At 40.0% G+C, this 17186-nt stretch carries 20 protein-coding genes; 2 read left to right on the top strand and 18 right to left on the bottom strand.

What is annotated here, in order from left to right:
* Positions 1-9 precede the first annotated feature (9 nt).
* The 15 genes from queA to nadB all read right to left on the bottom strand — a co-directional run bounded on the left by queA (position 10) and on the right by nadB (position 12459).
* Positions 10-1038: a tRNA preQ1(34) S-adenosylmethionine ribosyltransferase-isomerase QueA gene (gene queA / locus F9U64_RS11470; protein WP_153403505.1), complete on the bottom strand. Its 1029-nt coding sequence runs from the start codon at positions 1036-1038 to the stop codon at positions 10-12.
* Entirely contained in the window at positions 1038-1238 is a 201-nt protein-coding gene (locus F9U64_RS11465; RefSeq protein ID WP_153403502.1) for a DUF2905 domain-containing protein, read from the bottom strand. Before F9U64_RS11465 ends, queA begins: the two co-directional genes overlap by 1 nt.
* Positions 1235-2236: a Holliday junction branch migration DNA helicase RuvB gene (gene ruvB, locus F9U64_RS11460; protein ID WP_153403500.1), complete on the bottom strand. Its 1002-nt coding sequence runs from the start codon at positions 2234-2236 to the stop codon at positions 1235-1237. The genes F9U64_RS11465 and ruvB overlap by 4 nt, the downstream gene beginning before the upstream one ends.
* Positions 2237-2257: 21 nt before the next feature.
* Complete coding sequence (ruvA, locus tag F9U64_RS11455) at positions 2258-2857, bottom strand: Holliday junction branch migration protein RuvA (RefSeq protein ID WP_153403498.1); 600 nt, start codon at positions 2855-2857, stop codon at positions 2258-2260.
* A gap of 175 nt (positions 2858-3032) precedes the next feature.
* Positions 3033-3539 carry an AAA family ATPase gene (locus tag F9U64_RS11450; protein WP_323125843.1) on the bottom strand — a complete coding sequence of 169 codons (507 nt, stop codon included), beginning with the start codon at positions 3537-3539 and terminating at the stop codon, positions 3033-3035.
* A 24-nt stretch (positions 3540-3563) separates the two neighbouring features.
* Positions 3564-3905: an ATP-binding cassette domain-containing protein gene (locus F9U64_RS11445; RefSeq protein WP_153403494.1), complete on the bottom strand. Its 342-nt coding sequence runs from the start codon at positions 3903-3905 to the stop codon at positions 3564-3566.
* A complete protein-coding gene (locus tag F9U64_RS11440; protein WP_153403493.1) occupies positions 3898-4299 on the bottom strand; it encodes a GntR family transcriptional regulator in 402 nt (133 codons plus the stop codon). The genes F9U64_RS11445 and F9U64_RS11440 overlap by 8 nt, the downstream gene beginning before the upstream one ends.
* Before the next feature lie 15 nt (positions 4300-4314).
* Positions 4315-5052 carry a hypothetical protein gene (locus F9U64_RS11435; RefSeq protein ID WP_153403491.1) on the bottom strand — a complete coding sequence of 246 codons (738 nt, stop codon included), beginning with the start codon at positions 5050-5052 and terminating at the stop codon, positions 4315-4317.
* Between the two features lie 17 nt (positions 5053-5069).
* Positions 5070-5549, bottom strand: a complete 480-nt coding sequence (locus F9U64_RS11430; RefSeq protein ID WP_153403489.1) for a small multi-drug export protein — start codon at positions 5547-5549, stop codon at positions 5070-5072.
* A gap of 294 nt (positions 5550-5843) precedes the next feature.
* On the bottom strand, positions 5844-6386 hold the full coding sequence (locus tag F9U64_RS11425; RefSeq protein ID WP_153403487.1) for a BofC C-terminal domain-containing protein: 543 nt from the start codon (positions 6384-6386) through the stop codon (positions 5844-5846).
* A 305-nt stretch (positions 6387-6691) separates the two neighbouring features.
* Positions 6692-7441, bottom strand: coding sequence for a YebC/PmpR family DNA-binding transcriptional regulator (locus tag F9U64_RS11420; RefSeq protein ID WP_153403485.1), 750 nt, complete (start codon positions 7439-7441; stop codon positions 6692-6694).
* Between the two features lie 294 nt (positions 7442-7735).
* Entirely contained in the window at positions 7736-8863 is a 1128-nt protein-coding gene (safA, locus tag F9U64_RS11415) for a SafA/ExsA family spore coat assembly protein (RefSeq protein WP_228275677.1), read from the bottom strand.
* Between the two features lie 142 nt (positions 8864-9005).
* On the bottom strand, positions 9006-10109 hold the full coding sequence (nadA, locus tag F9U64_RS11410; RefSeq protein WP_153403481.1) for a quinolinate synthase NadA: 1104 nt from the start codon (positions 10107-10109) through the stop codon (positions 9006-9008).
* Positions 10106-10948: a carboxylating nicotinate-nucleotide diphosphorylase gene (gene nadC / locus F9U64_RS11405; RefSeq protein ID WP_153403479.1), complete on the bottom strand. Its 843-nt coding sequence runs from the start codon at positions 10946-10948 to the stop codon at positions 10106-10108. The genes nadA and nadC overlap by 4 nt, the downstream gene beginning before the upstream one ends.
* On the bottom strand, positions 10945-12459 hold the full coding sequence (nadB, locus tag F9U64_RS11400) for an L-aspartate oxidase (protein WP_153403477.1): 1515 nt from the start codon (positions 12457-12459) through the stop codon (positions 10945-10947). The genes nadC and nadB overlap by 4 nt, the downstream gene beginning before the upstream one ends.
* A gap of 89 nt (positions 12460-12548) precedes the next feature.
* Between nadB and F9U64_RS11395 the strand changes: the two genes are divergently transcribed.
* Both F9U64_RS11395 and F9U64_RS11390 read left to right on the top strand, forming a co-directional pair.
* Positions 12549-13697: an IscS subfamily cysteine desulfurase gene (locus tag F9U64_RS11395; protein ID WP_153403475.1), complete on the top strand. Its 1149-nt coding sequence runs from the start codon at positions 12549-12551 to the stop codon at positions 13695-13697.
* Complete coding sequence (locus tag F9U64_RS11390; protein WP_153403474.1) at positions 13694-14221, top strand: transcription repressor NadR; 528 nt, start codon at positions 13694-13696, stop codon at positions 14219-14221. Before F9U64_RS11395 ends, F9U64_RS11390 begins: the two co-directional genes overlap by 4 nt.
* A 165-nt stretch (positions 14222-14386) precedes the next feature.
* Here F9U64_RS11390 and pheA read toward each other — a convergent pair whose 3' ends face one another.
* The 3 genes from pheA to obgE form a co-directional block, all read right to left on the bottom strand.
* On the bottom strand, positions 14387-15271 hold the full coding sequence (gene pheA, locus F9U64_RS11385; RefSeq protein ID WP_153403472.1) for a prephenate dehydratase: 885 nt from the start codon (positions 15269-15271) through the stop codon (positions 14387-14389).
* Between the two features lie 136 nt (positions 15272-15407).
* Positions 15408-15860: an ACT domain-containing protein gene (locus F9U64_RS11380; protein ID WP_153403470.1), complete on the bottom strand. Its 453-nt coding sequence runs from the start codon at positions 15858-15860 to the stop codon at positions 15408-15410.
* A 37-nt stretch (positions 15861-15897) separates the two neighbouring features.
* Positions 15898-17178 (bottom strand): GTPase ObgE, encoded by a 1281-nt coding sequence (gene obgE, locus F9U64_RS11375; protein ID WP_153403468.1) that lies wholly within the window; start codon positions 17176-17178, stop codon positions 15898-15900.
* Positions 17179-17186 lie beyond the last annotated feature (8 nt).

The following is a 17186-nucleotide window of genomic DNA, read 5'->3' as shown; positions in this document are numbered from 1 at the left end:
TGTCCTTCCTTACAATATAAGCATGGCATCACCGAAACTAAAGAACCGGTAACGTTCCTCCACCGCTTTGTTGTATGCTTCTAGTATAAAATCACGATCTGCTAAGGCACTGACTAACATAATTAACGTTGATTTCGGCAAATGAAAATTGGTTATCAATCCGTCAATTGCTTGAAACTGATATGGCGGATAAATAAAAATATCAGTCCAGCCATTTCTTTCTTCAAACGTTCCGCCAGTGTCACGTGCAATTGTTTCCAGTGTTCTTGTCGATGTAGTCCCTACCGAGATAATCCGGCCGCCACGTTCCTTTACAGCATTTAACTGGTTGGCCGTTTCTGCAGTCATCTGGTAGAATTCTGCATGCATTTCGTGTGACTCCACATCCTCTACACTAACCGGACGAAAGGTTCCTAACCCGACATGAAGAGTAATAAAGGCAATTTCCACACCTTTTTGCTTAATTTTCTCCAGCAATTCCTCAGTAAAATGAAGACCTGCTGTCGGTGCAGCAGCAGAACCCTGCTCTTTTGCATAAACCGTCTGATAGCGGTCCTTCTCATCCAATTGTTCCTTTATATATGGAGGCAACGGCATTTCACCAAGCTGATCCAGCACTTCATAAAAAATACCTGCATAACTGAAGCGCAACACTCGGCCGCCATGCTCTTTTGATTCCACACATGTTGCCGTAAGTTTGCCATCACCAAAACTGATCACTGTGCCAATTTTAATTCGTTTGGCAGGCTTTACTAACACTTCCCAATCATCATTTTCAATTTGGGTTAATAATAACACTTCCACCTTGCCGCCCGTATCAGCTTTCATGCCATAAAGCCTTGCCGGGAGCACTTTTGTATCATTTAAAACAAGACAATCCCCAGCTTCAAGAAAATCAGTCACTTCATAGAAATGATGATTCTCAATTGTCCGCTTTTCTTTATTTAATACCATTAACCTGGAACTTGTCCGATCTTTTAATGGGGTTTGAGCAATCAGCTCTTCAGGTAAGTCAAAATCAAAATCTTCAATTCTCATTACTTAAACCGTCCTATCACGTAGAAAATAAGTGTTAAAATAATACTCACAACGATTGAAGTCATTATTGGAAAATGGAAGGTGAAATTACCTTTTTGGAAACTGATATCTCCTGGCAATTTACCAATAAAACTCCAAATTAAACCAATAATAATAAATACAACCCCTATTACAATAAAGATTTTGCCAAAGTCCGTCAAGTCTCAGGCACCTCCATTTGAAAGTGGTTATATGCTTTTGCTGTGACCATTCTCCCTCTTGGGGTCCGCTGGATAAAACCTTGTTGCAAAAGGAATGGCTCATAAACATCCTCTATTGTCTGTGACTCTTCCCCAATTGAGGCAGCAAGTGTATCCAGTCCAACAGGCCCTCCTTTAAAGCTCTCGATCATTGCAAGTAACAATTTATGGTCAATCTGATCAAGACCTGCATCATCTACTTGCAGCATCTGTAACGCCTGCTGTGTTGTTGGTAAAGAGATTTCGGTTTCCCCTTTTACTTGGGAAATATCCCGTACTCTTTTCAACAATCTGTTCGCAATCCTTGGCGTTCCTCTCGACCTGCGGGCAATTTCCAGTGCAGCCTGCTTATCAATATTCGTTTCAAATATTTCTGCTGTCCTTTCCACAATCGCGCATAAATCAATGATTTCGTAAAATTCCAGTCTGCTTAATACACCGAACCTGTCTCGAAGTGGTGCTGTCAGAAGCCCGGCGCGCGTTGTTGCACCAACTAATGTAAATGGCGGCAAATCTAATTGGACAGATCTGGCACTGGGGCCTGAACCGATTACAATATCTAAACAAAAATCTTCCATTGCTGGATATAATATTTCCTCAACCGCCCTTGGCAAACGATGAATTTCATCAATAAACAAAACATCGCCAACTTCCAATGAAGATAATATTGCTGCTAAATCACCAGACCGCTCGATAGCTGGTCCTGAGGTTGACTTAAACTGAACACCCATCTCATTTGCGATAATCTGTGCCATTGTAGTTTTCCCAAGTCCTGGCGGGCCATACAATAAAACATGGTCTAATGCTTCATTCCGCATTTTCGCTGCTTCAATAAAAATAGCCAGATTCTCTTTCGCCTTATGCTGACCAATATATTGTTTAAGAAGCTGCGGCCTCAGGCTCAGCTCTTCTAAATTATCTTGTTCCTGTAGTTCTCCAGATATGATCCGTTCTTCCATCAAGCTAGCTCCTTTCTTACCTTATTTCATCATTAAAGCCAGACCTTTACGAATATATCCATCTGCCTCTTGCTGTTTTTCCTGTTTCAATTTCGGCTTAATCTGATTCACTTCTTTATCAGAATAGCCTAAAGCCTTGAGTGCCTCCATCGCTTCTTCTAATGCGATATCGTTGGTATCTGCCTGCACATCTGTTGCCGGCCATTCTTCCAGTGTATAATCAAATGGCAGTTTTCCTTTGAGATCGAGAATCATTTGCCGGGCGGTCTTTTTCCCTACACCAGGAAAACCTGTTAAAAATTTTTCATTTTCCTGTTCAATTGCCATCACAAAGTCCTGGACCGTTGTGGAGGCTAATACGGCTAATGCCCCTTTAGGTCCAATGCCTGATACATTCAGGATCTTGGAAAATAACGTTTTCTCATCGACCTTTTCAAAACCATATAGAATTTGAGCATCTTCTCTTACATGATGATATGTATAGATCTTCTCAACCTGTCCGAGTTTTGCTTGAAACCGGAATGGATTCGGACAGATTAGTTCATAGCCGATCCCATTAGCTTCCACGAGTACAGCCTGATCCGTAATTTCTGCAACTTTTCCTCTTATATATGCAATCATGATATTCCACCTTATATAATCAATCATATGTTCGTATCTATCATAGCCTATTCTGCTCGCTGATTCAAGTATCTGTCAGTTTTCAAGCTACCGTATAAAGTCTATCATACACTAGCTTTATCAGCTTGTACAAACCAAGTTTGTATTATTAAAAATAAAAAAAGAAAGGATAATGTTACTTCCCTTTCTCCAGTAGATATGCAAGTATCTCATTCAATTCCAGTCGGTGATGGTGAGTTGTTTTGACATGATATTGCTGTAATACCTCTTCAAGTTCCTCAAAGTTATTTGTTACAATCGTGGATGCTGTTTCGGAAAAGTCTACAACATAAGGATGGTGCTTTATCTCCTCTGGCAGCTTCTCCACCCACATGCGCATCCATTTTTGGCTCAGGATATCTTTCTCCGTTTTTGCAACTATCTTTCCCCGATCCATTATCCAGATATGATCAGCCAGTGTGCTTATTTCTTCTTGTTGATGGGTAGATATAATAATAGCATGACCAGGATTCTCCATAAAATCTAATAAATCTGCCTGCATTTTCTGTTTGGAAATAAGGTCAACCCCTGAAAAAGGTTCATCCAATAATAATAATTGCGGTGTATATGCCATCATAAAAATAAATTCAACTTTCTTTTTTGTACCTGTGGAGCAATTAAAGTACTTTTCTTTTTCATTAATTCGATATTTATCAATGAAAGCATTTTATTTATCTTCATCCCATGCAGGATACCATTCACTTACAAGCAGGGCCAGCTGTTTAATCGTCAACTTTCCGTACACCTCGTATAAACTGCTGCCTGTATAGCCGATTTTTTCCTTTACTTTGCTGCTGTCATCCGCGATATTTTGCCCAAAAAACCGGACCGTACCACGATCAGGTCTCAATAATTGCAGAAGCAGATGAAAAAGCGTACTTTTACCTGAGCCATTATTTCCAACTAAAGCATTGACAGTACCTGCCTCTACCTCTAGATTAACCGGACCGAACTGGAAAAACCGAAAGGACCTTGTCAATTGCTCTGCCTCTAATAAATAATCATTCATGATGCTTTCCTCCTTTCCATTTCGTCAAAGCCTTATCTAACATATTATCGATTTCCATATCTGAAAATCCAAGCATTTGTAAGTCTTTTAACAGCTTATCGATATAAGTAAAGGCAACTGATTCTTTCGTTTCTGTTTTCACCTGCTGTCCAACATCCTTTACAAATGTTCCTTTTCCTTGAACTGTTTCAATAAACCCATCATTTTCCAAATTCTGATAGGCCCGTCTTGTTGTGATCACACTGCACGAAAGCTCACTTGATAATGCCCGGATGGAGGGTAATAAAGCACCTGTAGTAAGTTGCCCGCTTATTACGAGGCTTTTTAATTGTGTTTCAATTTGATAATATATGGGTTCTCTGCTGCTTTCTGAAACTGTAATCGGGAGCTTCATCAGTGATTCCCTCCATTACAAATAATCTCTCTTATTCAGTCTTTTTCTTAATAACATTTCCCACACGTTGTAACTGATTATACCTAATGCCCAAATAATAAGAAGCAGTATCAAGCTGTACTGCTGCATGTTTTCCAAAATTAATAAAACAAAACTGCTCTTGTTGATAAGGTTAAAAAGAACAATAAACGCAAAAATACTTATGCCGTACAGAAAGGAAAATATATAGAGCATCTTCCCATTTGTACCATATTCAATAAAAACAAAGACACTGCCAAATGCCAGCGAAAACCCAAACCAGAATAAAGCAAATTGGATATACAACGGCAATGAAACGACCTGATAAAAAGCATCAGACAAGACTATGGCTAATGTCGTGTAGAAGACGATTGATAATGTAATTAAGGTAAACAGCATGATGAACATCCGGCTTCTTACCAGTACTTTAGTAGAGATTGGCAAGATTCGGTACAATGCCATTCTCTTGCCAAATGGATCTTCTTTTATCGTCCGGAAACTTAGATAAGGACTGGAAATAAAGATCGTTGTTAAGCATGGTGTTAAGAGAATAAAGATAATATCTGCTGAAACAGTATTGTATGCTCCAGATTGACCTGCCAAGTAACCGGTGAGCTGATCTAACGCAATTGAAGCAAGAAAGCCCAACAACATTGTTGCAAGAACTGTCCCAACATATGGCTTCCATAAAAGTCTTAATTCATTTTTGACTATGCTCCATGGCTCCTTCCACATTCGGTACTCATCTCCCATCACTGTGCATCATTAAAAATCTGCTCAATAAAGTCATTTTCAATATTTAACCAGTCTACTCCAAAGTAAGCAAGGATTCCTAATACGAAACTCCAGCCAGTAATACTGATTGTCATCCAAACAAAAACACGTTTCTTTTGGCCGCCAAACAGCAGACTTAAGAATGCGGTCAAATGACTGCCGATAATAAACGGACCAAATAGTGAAAGGCCTGGTAATCCATACTTATTCCAAACTTCTTTCGCCCTTACTGAACGCTTTCCATCACCCTTGCCTCTTTTCTTTCTCCACTCTCTGATTTTTTCAATAAAAAAGATAATAGGATAAACGGTGAGTAAATTTCCCAATACGGCTAATACAAAAACTGGTATGGCTGATAAACCAGCAACTATTGCGATTGGTGTAATGTAAACTGCCTCAAATAATGGTATTGCTGCCAAAATAAAAACCAATACATATGCCCAAATAATTTCCAACATGATTGAAACCTCTCCCTTAGTGTTATATTGTGTATATTGATATATACAGTATAACACCAAAACCGGAAAGTGCAATAGTTTTTTAAGTGCGTTCAAAAAACCGGCAAATTAGAAGCAAGAAGGTCAAGGCGGTGCAGTGAGGAGCATCGGAACGTATGGGTTGAATACGTGAGAAGCGGACTCGCAAACCAACGAAGAGATTCGCCGCTTATTATTTGGTGGTTTTTTGAACATCCTCAGAACAAAAAAAGAAAGAAGCATGTAAATCAGCCTCTTTCCAACACTATATCACCTTCAACTGCTAACAGCTTCTGATTGATGATAGTTGCGATAAGTTTCTAACACTCTTTCATAATCCTCTTTTGTGTCTATTTTTATCCCATTCATCAAGTCTTTGAGCAAATGGCTTTCTAATTCTTTTGTGTCAATGTGAAAAAAAGAATTAATTACAGCTTCATTAACGGGAACACCTTCGAAAATGGTTAATATACCATCCCTGATACCGAAGTAGCCATACGTTTTCACATATGGTGAAATATCGTTTACTTCTTTGCGGAACCTTATAAACCCTTGTTTTTGCTCCATCAATTGCCAGTCTTCATAATAAGCCCAGAAATCTTCCATTGAAGTAATGGTTTCTTTCACTTTTGTTACATCTATTTGTCCATCAATATATTCTTTTTCCAGCATCACATCAATAGTTAAAGGTTCATAACTCATCACATCTGCAACTTCTTTATCCTGCTTCGCTTCCATAGACGAATCATTAAGGTTAAGGAAATATAAGCAACAAATAACTACTACTAGTCCGTTTAATAGTAACCAAAGTTTATGCATCATAATCCTCCATTCAAAACTAGGTTACTATTAGCATTTCCAAAACTATGAAAGTTAATCAAAAAAACTGCCTTTATCGAGAAAAGGCAGTTTTTTCAACGTAAGTAAAGAAAGTATAAATTTTGGCTAGATGATGTTTGCTGACAGAAACGGTCACATCCTGTGGCCAACGTCGATACTAGGTATCCTGTCGTCGTGCCCTTGGGTGAAAGTCATCATCGGTTCGCAAGCTTACCGTGATTCCTTTATCTCAGTTGATTCGCTCCACTCGCTACGTCTCTAATCGGGCGCTTGCGCCTTTGTTCTTATAACTGATTCATAATTTCTTCATCTGCATCCAGATTATGATACACTTCCTGGACATCTTCCATGTCTTCTAACATGCCGACAAGTTTGACCATCTTCTCAGCTGAACTTTGATCAACAGTAGAGAGCGTTTCAGGGATCATGGTAACTTCTGTCTGCGCAAATGTAAAACCATTCTCCTCCATTGCCGTTTTTACTGTCTGGAAGTCATCAGGATCTGTATAAATCTCATAAGCTCCGTCTACCGTTTCCACTTCTTCCGCTCCTGCTTCAAGTGCTTCAAGCATGATGGTATCTTCATCAGCATCTGTTGATGACTGCTCAATCACTAAATATCCCCTGCGATTAAACATAAAGGCAACACATCCGTTTTCACCAAGGTTGCCGCCATTTTTGCTGAAAGCGTGACGAACATCTGACGCCGTACGGTTTTTGTTGTCTGTTAATACTTCTACCATAACTGCAATCCCATCCGGGCCGTAGCCTTCGTATGTTAACTCTTCATAATTTGCCCCATCAAGATTACCTGTTGCTTTCTTTATCGCACGCTCAATATTATCATTTGGCATATTATCAGATTTCGCTTTATCTACCGCAAGTCTCAGGGAAGGATTCATATCAGGGTCACCGCCACCCTGTTTTGCTGCAAGATAGATATCTTTTGCATGTTTCATGAAAATTTTTCCACGCTTTGCATCTTGTGCATTTTTTCTGCGTTGAATATTCTTCCATTTCGAATGTCCTGCCATTTTTATCACCTCTTTAGAACTGTGTAGCTATCCTATTAGTTTAACATAATCTTGTTTGGTTGAAAAATGGCGGAGATTTAATGAAGAACAGCTAACAGACAGATTCGAAAAACTCGTCATGAAAGCGAATGTGTCAGTTTTACTTATACTTTGAACATCAAAATTACTACTACGTCGTTCAACACTTCCTTGCAGAAATTTTATACTTTACTAACGGCAAAAAAATAGACGACTCGAATGAATCGTCTTGTTGTGTTTATTTATTCTCTTCCACCACAACCGCAATCATCTTGTTTATGGTGTCCATATGGCGACATCATTCCTGGACCTTGCATTGGCTGATACATGTTTGGCTGCTGCATCCCATAAGGTGTCTGCCCGAAACCTTGCGGTGCCAATGGAACCATTGGATAGCCGGACATTCCAGGTTGTGGTACGTTTAGTTGTTGCGGGTTCATCATCGGCTGTTGCGGCATCTGTTGACCCCATGGCTGTTCTTGCTGGTTCATTCCCTGTGGCGGCATCATTATTTTGTGGCATTGGCTGCTGTTGGGCCATAAAGTCAGCTGGCATTTCTTGCTGTGGCATAAAACCATTCTGTGGCATTGACTGTTGCTGTGGCATAAAACCAGCTTGTGGCATTGGCTGTTGTTGTGGCATCATGTTAGACTGCGGCATAGGAAATGGCGCTTGATTCGACATTGGCATTTGCTGATGACTTGCACCCATTACGTCTGGCTGGAAATTATCAGGGAATGGGTATCCTCCCATAGGATTCATATGATGCATTGGCTGCATGTGCCCGCCGCCAAATGGAATCCCTTCTTGTGAATAACATGGTGCCTGCATTTGAGCTGGCTGAACTTGCGGCATTTGCATTGGATAATGAGGCTTTGGCATTTCCTGCTGTGGCTTATGAGATTCTGGCTTTTGATGGTATTTCTCTTCTTTTGGCTGTACTGGCTGAATATTTGTTTCAAAGTTATTCATGTTGGAAGTGAACTGCAGCCATTTTAAATCCTGGCTTGGTTCCTGCTGTGGCATTACTGGCTGCATTGGCTGTTCTTTCTTTGGTGGCTGTTGCTTGTTAAAGTTAATAGGCAATGAAGGCAGCTCCTTTTTTAATGGTTCCCACTTTTTATCTTCATCCTCTTTAATTTCAGGAACGATCTGGTTCTTTGGCGGTGTCGGTTCAACTGGTACTACTTCTTGCTTATCTTGTTTTGGTATTGTCTGTTGTTTCTTGCTTGGGGCTTGGTCTTGTTTATTACTTGTCGAAGGAATCTTTATTTTCATACCAGGCATGATCATATCTGGATCGGATATTTGTTGATTTACAGCAATTAATTGTTCGAAATCCACCCCATACTTTTGCGCAATCGTCCATAGTGTTTCATTTTCCTGCACAACGTGAATTTTCAATGTACTTACTCCTTTCCATTCCATAAGTATCTAGGCACCTGTTCCGTCTTCTTTATCAACATATGCATAAAGCCTAAAATGTTGAATAAAAAAGAAAAGATATCTCGTATAATTTACTTAACGAGATACCTTCATCTGAACACTAAGATAATTGCAGCATTCGATCAAGCGCCATTTTTGCATCGTTCGCGATCGTTTTTTCGACTTTGATTTCATTACAGACCGTTCCCTGCTCCAGTTCCTCCATTACCCATAATAAATGAGGCAAATCAATTCGGTTCATTGTTAGACAGGGACACATGTAGGGATTTAGAGAAATGATTTTTTTGTCAGGATGAACTTTGCGAATCCTGTTAACCAAATTCATTTCTGTACCTATTGCCCATTCAGTGCCACTTTCTGCTTTTTCAATTGTTTCAATAATATATTTCGTTGACCCTGCTTTATCAGACTTCTGAACAACCTCGTGACGGCATTCCGGATGAACGATAATCTGCATTTGGGGATGGTTTTCACGAATTTGTTCGATATTCTTTACTGTGAAATTCTCGTGGACCGAGCACTGCCCTTTCCATAAGATCACTTTGATTCGCTGATAATCACCATCATATTCTAACTTGCGTTTGATTGGATCCCAGACTGCCATTTGATCTAAAGGTATACCTAAATCAAAAGCAGTGTTCCTGCCGAGATGCTGATCCGGAAGAAACAATAAGCGTTGTTTTTGCTCTAATGCCCATCCTACCATTTTCTTCGAATTGGAAGAGGTAACTGTTGCCCCGCCATTACGGCCAACAAAAGCTTTAATGGAAGCCGTTGAATTCACATAAGTCAACGGTATTATCGTATCAGCAAAAATGTTTTGCAATTCCTGCCATGCTGCATCTGTTTGCTGATCATTGGCCATATCTGCCATCGAGCAGCCTGCTCTTAAATCTGGTAAAATAACTTGCTGATCATCTGCTGAAAGTATATCTGCTGTTTCTGCCATAAAGTGAACACCGCAAAAAATAATCGTGCTGGCCTTTTGTTTTGCAGAAACTTGTGCCAGCTGCAAAGAGTCACCAGTTGCATCAGCGAATTGAATTACTTCATCTTTCTGATAATGATGGCCCGGGATAAATAAGGCATCACCAAACTGTCGCTTAATTTCTCTAATTCTTGCTGTCATTTCTTGATCTGTTAACTGCTTATATTTCTCTGGCAGCATCGATTGATTTGTCTGTAATAGTTGTGAAATACTCAATTTGATTCCCCCAATAACCGAAAACTTATATCAAGTGCTGGTGCAGAATGTGTAATAAAGCCGAGTGAGATACAGTCAACACCTGTATCGCGGTATTCGGCTATGTTTTCAACTGTAATATTTCCAGAAGCCTCTGTGAGAATGTGATCAGGAATTTTACCTGTCCACTGTCTGATTTGTTCAGGCTTCTGGTTATCCAGCATAATGACATCTGCACTTGCTTGAACTGCTTCATCTAATTGTGTTTCATTCTCCACTTCTACCTCAATTTTAAGCATATGACCTGCTTTTTTCCGGACCTGTTCCACAGCATTTGTTACAGAACCCATGGCAGTGATATGATTATCTTTTATCATGATCGCATCATACAAACCATTGCGGTGATTAAAGCCCCCGCCGCAAGTTACTGCATGTTTCTCGAGCATCCTCAACCCAGGCGTTGTCTTTCTTGTGTCACAAACTCTGATGCTGCTATTGTCTAATTTCTTCACAGCTTTCATCGTCATTGTGGCAATGCCACTCATCCGCTGCACGATATTTAAGACAACTCGTTCACCTGTCAGTAATGCTCTGGTACTCCCTCTGACAACTGCAATCTTGTCTCCTTTATGTATCATATCTCCATCCTGTTTCAACACCTGCACATCAACAGCTGGATCAAGGGGAAGATATCCGTCTAATATGACCTGTTCGCCTGCAAACACTCCATCCTCTTTTGCAATAAAAAATCCTTCTATGACTTTATCTTCCTTCATTAAATATTCGGTTGTTTTATCTCCATCACCGATATCTTCTTGAAAAAAGGCTTCTAATTGTTTTCGTAATACCCATCTATTCATGACAAAACCTCCTCTTTTACATACTTTTGCCTTTCAATTGGTGTCATTAATGGGTTATGTAAGCTGTCTTTGCGATAATGCGCACCAATGCTTGATTTCCTTTTAAGTGCCGAAGTTGTTATTAAGTAAGCTGTCCATAACATATGGCAGATTTCCACTTGTTGTCTTGTCATTTTCGTCAGTGGCAGATCTGATTTATATTGTTCCAGCCAAAGCTTCATCTTAGTTAATTGGTCTTCTGACCGGACAATTCCTGCATATTTTGTCATATTCATTTTTAATTCACTGATTGCAGGAAATACTTCTTCACATGTTGCGTCAGCTGGTTGACTGAAGTTAGCAGGTAAAGACCTTAAATTTTTCTGATTCTTTAAGCTTTTCGCGAGTCGATCACCAAATACGATTGCTTCTAACAAAGAATTACTTGCTAACCGGTTGGCACCATGAACACCAGTACAGGCAGCCTCCCCCACAGCATATAAGTTAGGAATAGTTGATTCACCATCTAAATTGACTTTTATGCCGCCCATCAGGAAATGAGCACATGGTGTGACTGGTATCAGTCCATTCTCCAAGTTTATGTGTGACATTTCACATAGTTCGGTAACTTGAGGAAACCTTTTTTTAAAGTGAGCCAACTGGTTCATTTGCAAGAATATCGTGTTTCCTTTCTGTTCTTCTGCAAAAATCGCTCTTGCCACAATGTCTCTTGGTGCAAGGTCTTGATCAGGATGGTAGTCTTTCATGATTGGTCTTAATTGGGAATCAACAAGAACCGCTCCTTCGCCTCTGACTGCTTCGGAAATCAATCCCTTTCCACCTTTAATCATGGTTGGATGGAACTGAACAAATTCCATATCTTTCACAACAGCACCTGCTCGATAGGCAATAGCGATGCCATCCCCTGTCACGGTCGGATCGTTTGAGGTTGCTTGATATAATGCCCCACACCCGCCTGTTGCTAAAATAATATGGTCAGCATAATGATAATGAAGAGAATCTGCCTCATCAATCGTGACCATACCGATACATTTGTTGTCTTCCATCAGACAATCCACTGCTGTATGATTTTCTATAATTTCCACTTTTCCCCTTACTATATGCTGGTAATAGTGCATTAGCAATTTTCCGGTTTGATCACCACCAAGATGGATGATTCTACGAAGTTTGTGGGCCCCTTCTCTTCCAAAATCAATATTTCCCTGGAAATTTTTATCTACTGGGAGCTGACTGATAAGCTGAAGCATTTGCACAATTCCTTCTTTTGTTAAAAATTGGACTGCTTTTTTTTCATTATAATTTCCTCCGGCTGTTAATGTGTCCTGGTAATGATAATACCAACAGTCATCTGGTGCGATAGCTGCTGCAACTCCCCCTTGTGCCTTCACCGAGTTGTTCGCATGAACACTTTTCTTTGTAATCATTACAACATCCATTGTGGCAAAAAGCTTGCTGGCAACTATATGAGCAGCAATTCCTGCCCCAATAATCAGCACTTTTGGTTTTCGCATATTCTCACCTAACTTTACAGTTGTCTTTACACATATATTTACATATAATATGTGTAAATGCAAGTATTTTTTAAAGAAGGAGTGTTCCCATGATTTATTGCGATTATGCAGCGACTACCCCAATAATGGAAGACGCTTTATCTGTTTATATGGAAATATCCAGAAAGCACTATGGCAATGCCAGCAGTTTACATGATATTGGCTCAAATGCTGCCAGTGTTTTAGAAAATGGGCGAGAGATGTTAGCAACCACATTACAGACGGCAAGTAATCATATTTATTACACAAGTGGAGGAACAGAAGGAAACAGACTGGCAATTGACACACTGCTAAGGTGTTGTACAGGAAAAAAACATGTCATTTCTACAATGATGGAACACAGCTCTGTTTATTATCATTTGAAGAACTTACATAAAACCGGAGATGTTGAGGTTACATTTCTAACTGGAGACAAACAAGGACTAATAAGTTTGGAAGATTTAGCAGCCAATATCAGACCAGACACCTGTCTTGTTTCGATTCAGCATGTGAATGGTGAAACAGGGGTAATCCAGCCAATTGAACAAATCGGTCTTTTTTTAAGAAAACAGGGGATATATTTTCATAGCGATTGTGTTCAATCATTTGGTAAAATAAAGATTGATCTAGCAAACATTGCTGTTGATGCTATTACAATATCCAGTCACAAAATCTTTGGACCAAAAGGAGTGGGAGCAGTCTACTTCCACCCGAGAGTAGTACTTATTGAGAACCCTGTTAAGATGAACAATGAAAAAGGCATTCGTCCAGGAACAGTAGATGTGGCAAGTGCAACGGCATTCGCCTTTGCTGCTGACTATATGCACAAACATTTAGCAGAACACCTAAGTCATCTGCAGAATATAAAAAAATACTTTATTGAGCAATTGGCTGTCCATCAGCTACCGCTTATTCCTGTTGCAGAAAATAACATTAGCTGCCCAAGTATTGTTGGCTGTTTGACAGCGACTACACAAGGGGATTATATTTTATTAGAATATAATCGTTATGGTATTGCGATTTCAAGCGGAAGTGCATGCAGTCTTGGGCAGCAGCAAATCCCGCGAGCTATCATGCCACTGTTACATAACAAGGAAGATGGAAATCGTTATATCCGTTTTTCATTTAGTCATTTAACAACATTTAATGACATCGACCAGGTGATTGATATATCAGCAAAAATCTTTAGCAGGATAAAGGAGGAGCAGAGTGTTTTATGACAAAGAAACTCATAGGCAATGAAAGAAGAGAGGCAATCAGAGGGTGGCTGCAGGAAGCAGATAAGCCGCTGACTGGTGGTGAATTAGCGGAAAAAGCTAATGTGAGCCGTCAAGTGATTGTGCAGGATATTACGCTATTGAAAGCACAAAACCACCCAATTATCGCAACAAGCAATGGCTACATCTATATGCAAAAACAAACCGATCAGCCGTTTGAGAAGGTTATCGCTTGCCGTCATACAGGTGAGGAAACAAAAGAGGAATTATATGCAATCGTGGATAATGGGGCGATGGTGAAAGATGTCATGATTGAACATCCAATCTATGGCGATTTAAAAGCATCGATCATGGTTAGCAATCGTGCCGAAGTCGATTCATTTGTGGCAAGAATTGAACAAAATAATGCTCCCTACTTACTCCAGTTAACCGATGGTGTCCATAACCATACGATTACAGCAGACCAGGAATGGAAACTGGACAAAGCTTATGAGGCATTGCAGCAGAAAGGGTTTCTTGTTAAATAAGAAAAGCGAAAAGCGCCTGTTCTGCCCCGACAAGCTTAAGCGAAACTGCGACGTGGCGATCTTTGCCACATAGCAGGATCGCTTAAGACCTCGAGGGGCAGGCGCTTGGAGCTAGACATCTCCGTTTATACTTTCTTTCCTTATAAGAAAATAACGCTTGCGAGTTTATACCGCAAGCGTCACCCCATTGCCGCTATGCAAATAATATGGATAGCTGCCTAATATATCAACAGAGCACCCCAATGACTCCATCTCCGCGATAGCATTTGGAATCAGGACCTCATCTAATTTCTGCTCAATATCAATTAAGAAATAATAATTGCCTAAACCAGTCTTCATCGGACGTGATTCGATTTTGGATAAATTGAGATTACGCCAGGCAAATGCGGAAAGTACTTGATGCAAGGCACCAGGACGGTCTGATGGTAATGAGACCGTAATCGTTGTTTTATAGCCTTTTTCCTCTAGTTTATTGGAGGTTAGAGCTGTATCTTCTTTATGCAGGACAACAAATCTTGTATGATTGTTATCAAAATCATGGATATCTTTTTTGACAATAGGTAAATCATACTCTTTTGCTGCTAAATGGTTCGCAATCGCCGCAACCTTTTCTTCTGGATGCTTGCTGACATATTCTGCTGCTGCTGCAGTTGATGTCATCGATTGAGCTTTTACATTCGGCAATTGATTACGCAGAAAAGCATGGCACTGGGCAATTGCATGAGGATGGGAATAAATCACATCCAATTGATCTAAAGGTTCCTCTGCATTGTCCGAATGCACCATCAGATGCTGACGAATCGGAACAATCACCTCACTGACAATTTTCACATTTTCTGCCTGAATTAAATAGTCTAATGTAATATTAACAGTTCCTTCAATTGTATTCTCCAAAGGAACGACAGCATAATCTATCTCTTCATTTCTAACGGCATCAATACATTCCGGAATATTCGTAAAACCTTTTTTCACTTCTCCATTAAACATAGAATCTACTGCAATTTTAGTAAATGTACCTTTAGGCCCTAAGTATCCTATTGTTTCTGACATGAAATTTGCTCCCCCTATTTATCACAGTGCTAAACGCCTGTCATTTCCAAGAAAAGGATAAACAGACGCGAAGCATCCTGATAAGTTTCGCTACATGATCAGTCCAAGCCAAAACTCCACTGATCAAAATCTCCCTCTAAGACACGCCTGAACTTAATATTTCTACTTGATTGACATAAGAAACCTGCTTTAACTGATGAATCAAGTCATCGATCTCTTTGGTCATTCCTGACGTATTTAATGAAAGTGTGACATTCGCTTTCCCTTGAATGGGAATTGTCTGGTGGATGGTTAAAATGTTGCACCCAGCACTTGCCACCATTGACAGCAAGTGGGACAAGGCACCAGTCTGGTCTTCAAGATGAAAAAATAATGTAAGCATTTGTTCTTTTACCATATGTTGAAAAGGGAACACTGCATCACGGTATTTATAAAAAACACTGCGTGAAAGGCCCACTGTCTTGGTTGCTTCATGAATGGAGTCAACTTTTTTTCTTTCTAACAATTTTTTTGCCTCGATTGTTTTTTTCATTCCGTCTGGCAAGAAATCCTCTCGTACCAAGTAGAACTTTTCATTCTCTCCGGGCATTCATTTATTCCCCTTTACCTATTTGAGCTTATCAAAATTATTCCATAAACTCGAATTCAAAATCAAGTAATCTTACCGTGTCACCATTCTCTGCTCCTCGTTCACGTAATGCCTGGTCAACACCCATCCCACGTAATTGACGTGAAAATCGCTGGATCGATTCGTCTCGAGTCAGATCAGTCATTTTCAGTAATTTTTCTATTTGTTCACCTGACAAGACAAAAGCACCATCCGGATCTCTTGTGATCTTAAAGGCTTTCTCTTGTTTTTCAAAGCGGTAGACAACACGATCTTCTTTTTCTTCAATAGGCTTATAATTTTTCGGAATTTCATCTAATTTATTTGCAACAGCAAACAATAAATCACGAATCCCTTCTCTTGTAACGGTAGAGATTGGATATATTGGATAATCTTCTTCCAGCTGTTCTTTAAAAAAGGCTAATTGCTCTTCTGCCTCTGGTAAATCCATTTTATTTGCGGCAATAATTTGCGGCCGCTCCAAAATGCTTGGATCATATTGTTCCAGCTCTTTATTAATTGTAATGAAATCATCATAAGGGTCGCGTCCCTCTGTTCCCGCCATATCTAATACGTGAAGAACAACACGTGTTCTCTCCACGTGACGCAGGAATTGATGCCCTAAACCGACACCTTCATGCGCTCCTTCAATTAAACCAGGCAAGTCAGCAAGGACAAAGCTTCGCTGATCCTGTGTATCTACTACTCCTAAGTTAGGTGATAATGTCGTAAAATGATAATCGGCAATTTTCGGTCTTGCCGCACTTACTACGGACAACAAAGTAGATTTCCCTACACTCGGAAAACCAACTAATCCTACGTCAGCAATTAATTTTAATTCAATCTGGATATCTCTTTCGACACCCGGCTCACCATTTTCTGCAATTTCAGGTGCAGGGTTCCTAGCTGTCGCAAATCGGATATTCCCGCGACCGCCGCGACCACCTTTTGCGATAACGGCTCTTTGCTTATGTTCCACCAGATCAGCGAGAACTTCTTCAGTATTTACATCTTTTACGGTTGTACCTGGAGGAACAGCAAGTACTAAAGGCTCTGCATTTTTCCCGTGCATGCCTTTTCCCATGCCACTTTCCCCGCGTTTTGCTTTAAAATGCCTTTGATAACGAAAATCCATCAATGTGTTTAAACCTTCATCAACTTCGAAAATGATGTCTCCACCGTTACCACCATCTCCGCCTGCTGGTCCGCCCATTGGCACATATATTTCACGACGAAAGGCAACACTTCCATTGCCCCCATCTCCTGCTTTTACATAAACTTTGACCTGATCGACAAACATTCGAATCA

Source organism: Gracilibacillus oryzae, from assembly GCF_009498735.1.
Lineage (GTDB): Bacteria > Bacillota > Bacilli > Bacillales > Amphibacillaceae > Gracilibacillus > Gracilibacillus oryzae.
The sequence above is the reverse complement of the archived record's forward strand: the minus strand, read 5'-3'. Positions and strand labels throughout refer to the sequence as shown.

Bases quoted from the DNA above. Each gene is read 5' to 3' on its own strand.
- F9U64_RS11440 (WP_153403493.1), bottom strand. From the start codon at position 4,299: ATGAAGCTCCCGATTACAGTTTCAGAAAGCAGCAGAGAACCCATATAT.
- nadC (WP_153403479.1), bottom strand. From the start codon at position 10,948: ATGAATAGATGGGTATTACGAAAACAATTAGAAGCCTTTTTTCAAGAA.
- F9U64_RS11445 (WP_153403494.1), bottom strand. From the start codon at position 3,905: ATGAATGATTATTTATTAGAGGCAGAGCAATTGACAAGGTCCTTTCGG.
- F9U64_RS11435 (WP_153403491.1), bottom strand. From the start codon at position 5,052: ATGTGGAAGGAGCCATGGAGCATAGTCAAAAATGAATTAAGACTTTTA.
- F9U64_RS11425 (WP_153403487.1), bottom strand. From the start codon at position 6,386: ATGCATAAACTTTGGTTACTATTAAACGGACTAGTAGTAGTTATTTGT.
- obgE (WP_153403468.1), bottom strand. From the start codon at position 17,178: ATGTTTGTCGATCAGGTCAAAGTTTATGTAAAAGCAGGAGATGGGGGC.
- ruvB (WP_153403500.1), bottom strand. From the start codon at position 2,236: ATGGAAGAACGGATCATATCTGGAGAACTACAGGAACAAGATAATTTA.
- pheA (WP_153403472.1), bottom strand. From the start codon at position 15,271: ATGTCAGAAACAATAGGATACTTAGGGCCTAAAGGTACATTTACTAAA.
- F9U64_RS11420 (WP_153403485.1), bottom strand. From the start codon at position 7,441: ATGGCAGGACATTCGAAATGGAAGAATATTCAACGCAGAAAAAATGCA.
- F9U64_RS11390 (WP_153403474.1), top strand. From the start codon at position 13,694: ATGACAAAGAAACTCATAGGCAATGAAAGAAGAGAGGCAATCAGAGGG.
- F9U64_RS11380 (WP_153403470.1), bottom strand. From the start codon at position 15,860: ATGCCCGGAGAGAATGAAAAGTTCTACTTGGTACGAGAGGATTTCTTG.
- queA (WP_153403505.1), bottom strand. From the start codon at position 1,038: ATGAGAATTGAAGATTTTGATTTTGACTTACCTGAAGAGCTGATTGCT.
- ruvA (WP_153403498.1), bottom strand. From the start codon at position 2,857: ATGATTGCATATATAAGAGGAAAAGTTGCAGAAATTACGGATCAGGCT.
- nadB (WP_153403477.1), bottom strand. From the start codon at position 12,459: ATGCGAAAACCAAAAGTGCTGATTATTGGGGCAGGAATTGCTGCTCAT.
- F9U64_RS11395 (WP_153403475.1), top strand. From the start codon at position 12,549: ATGATTTATTGCGATTATGCAGCGACTACCCCAATAATGGAAGACGCT.
- F9U64_RS11430 (WP_153403489.1), bottom strand. From the start codon at position 5,549: ATGTTGGAAATTATTTGGGCATATGTATTGGTTTTTATTTTGGCAGCA.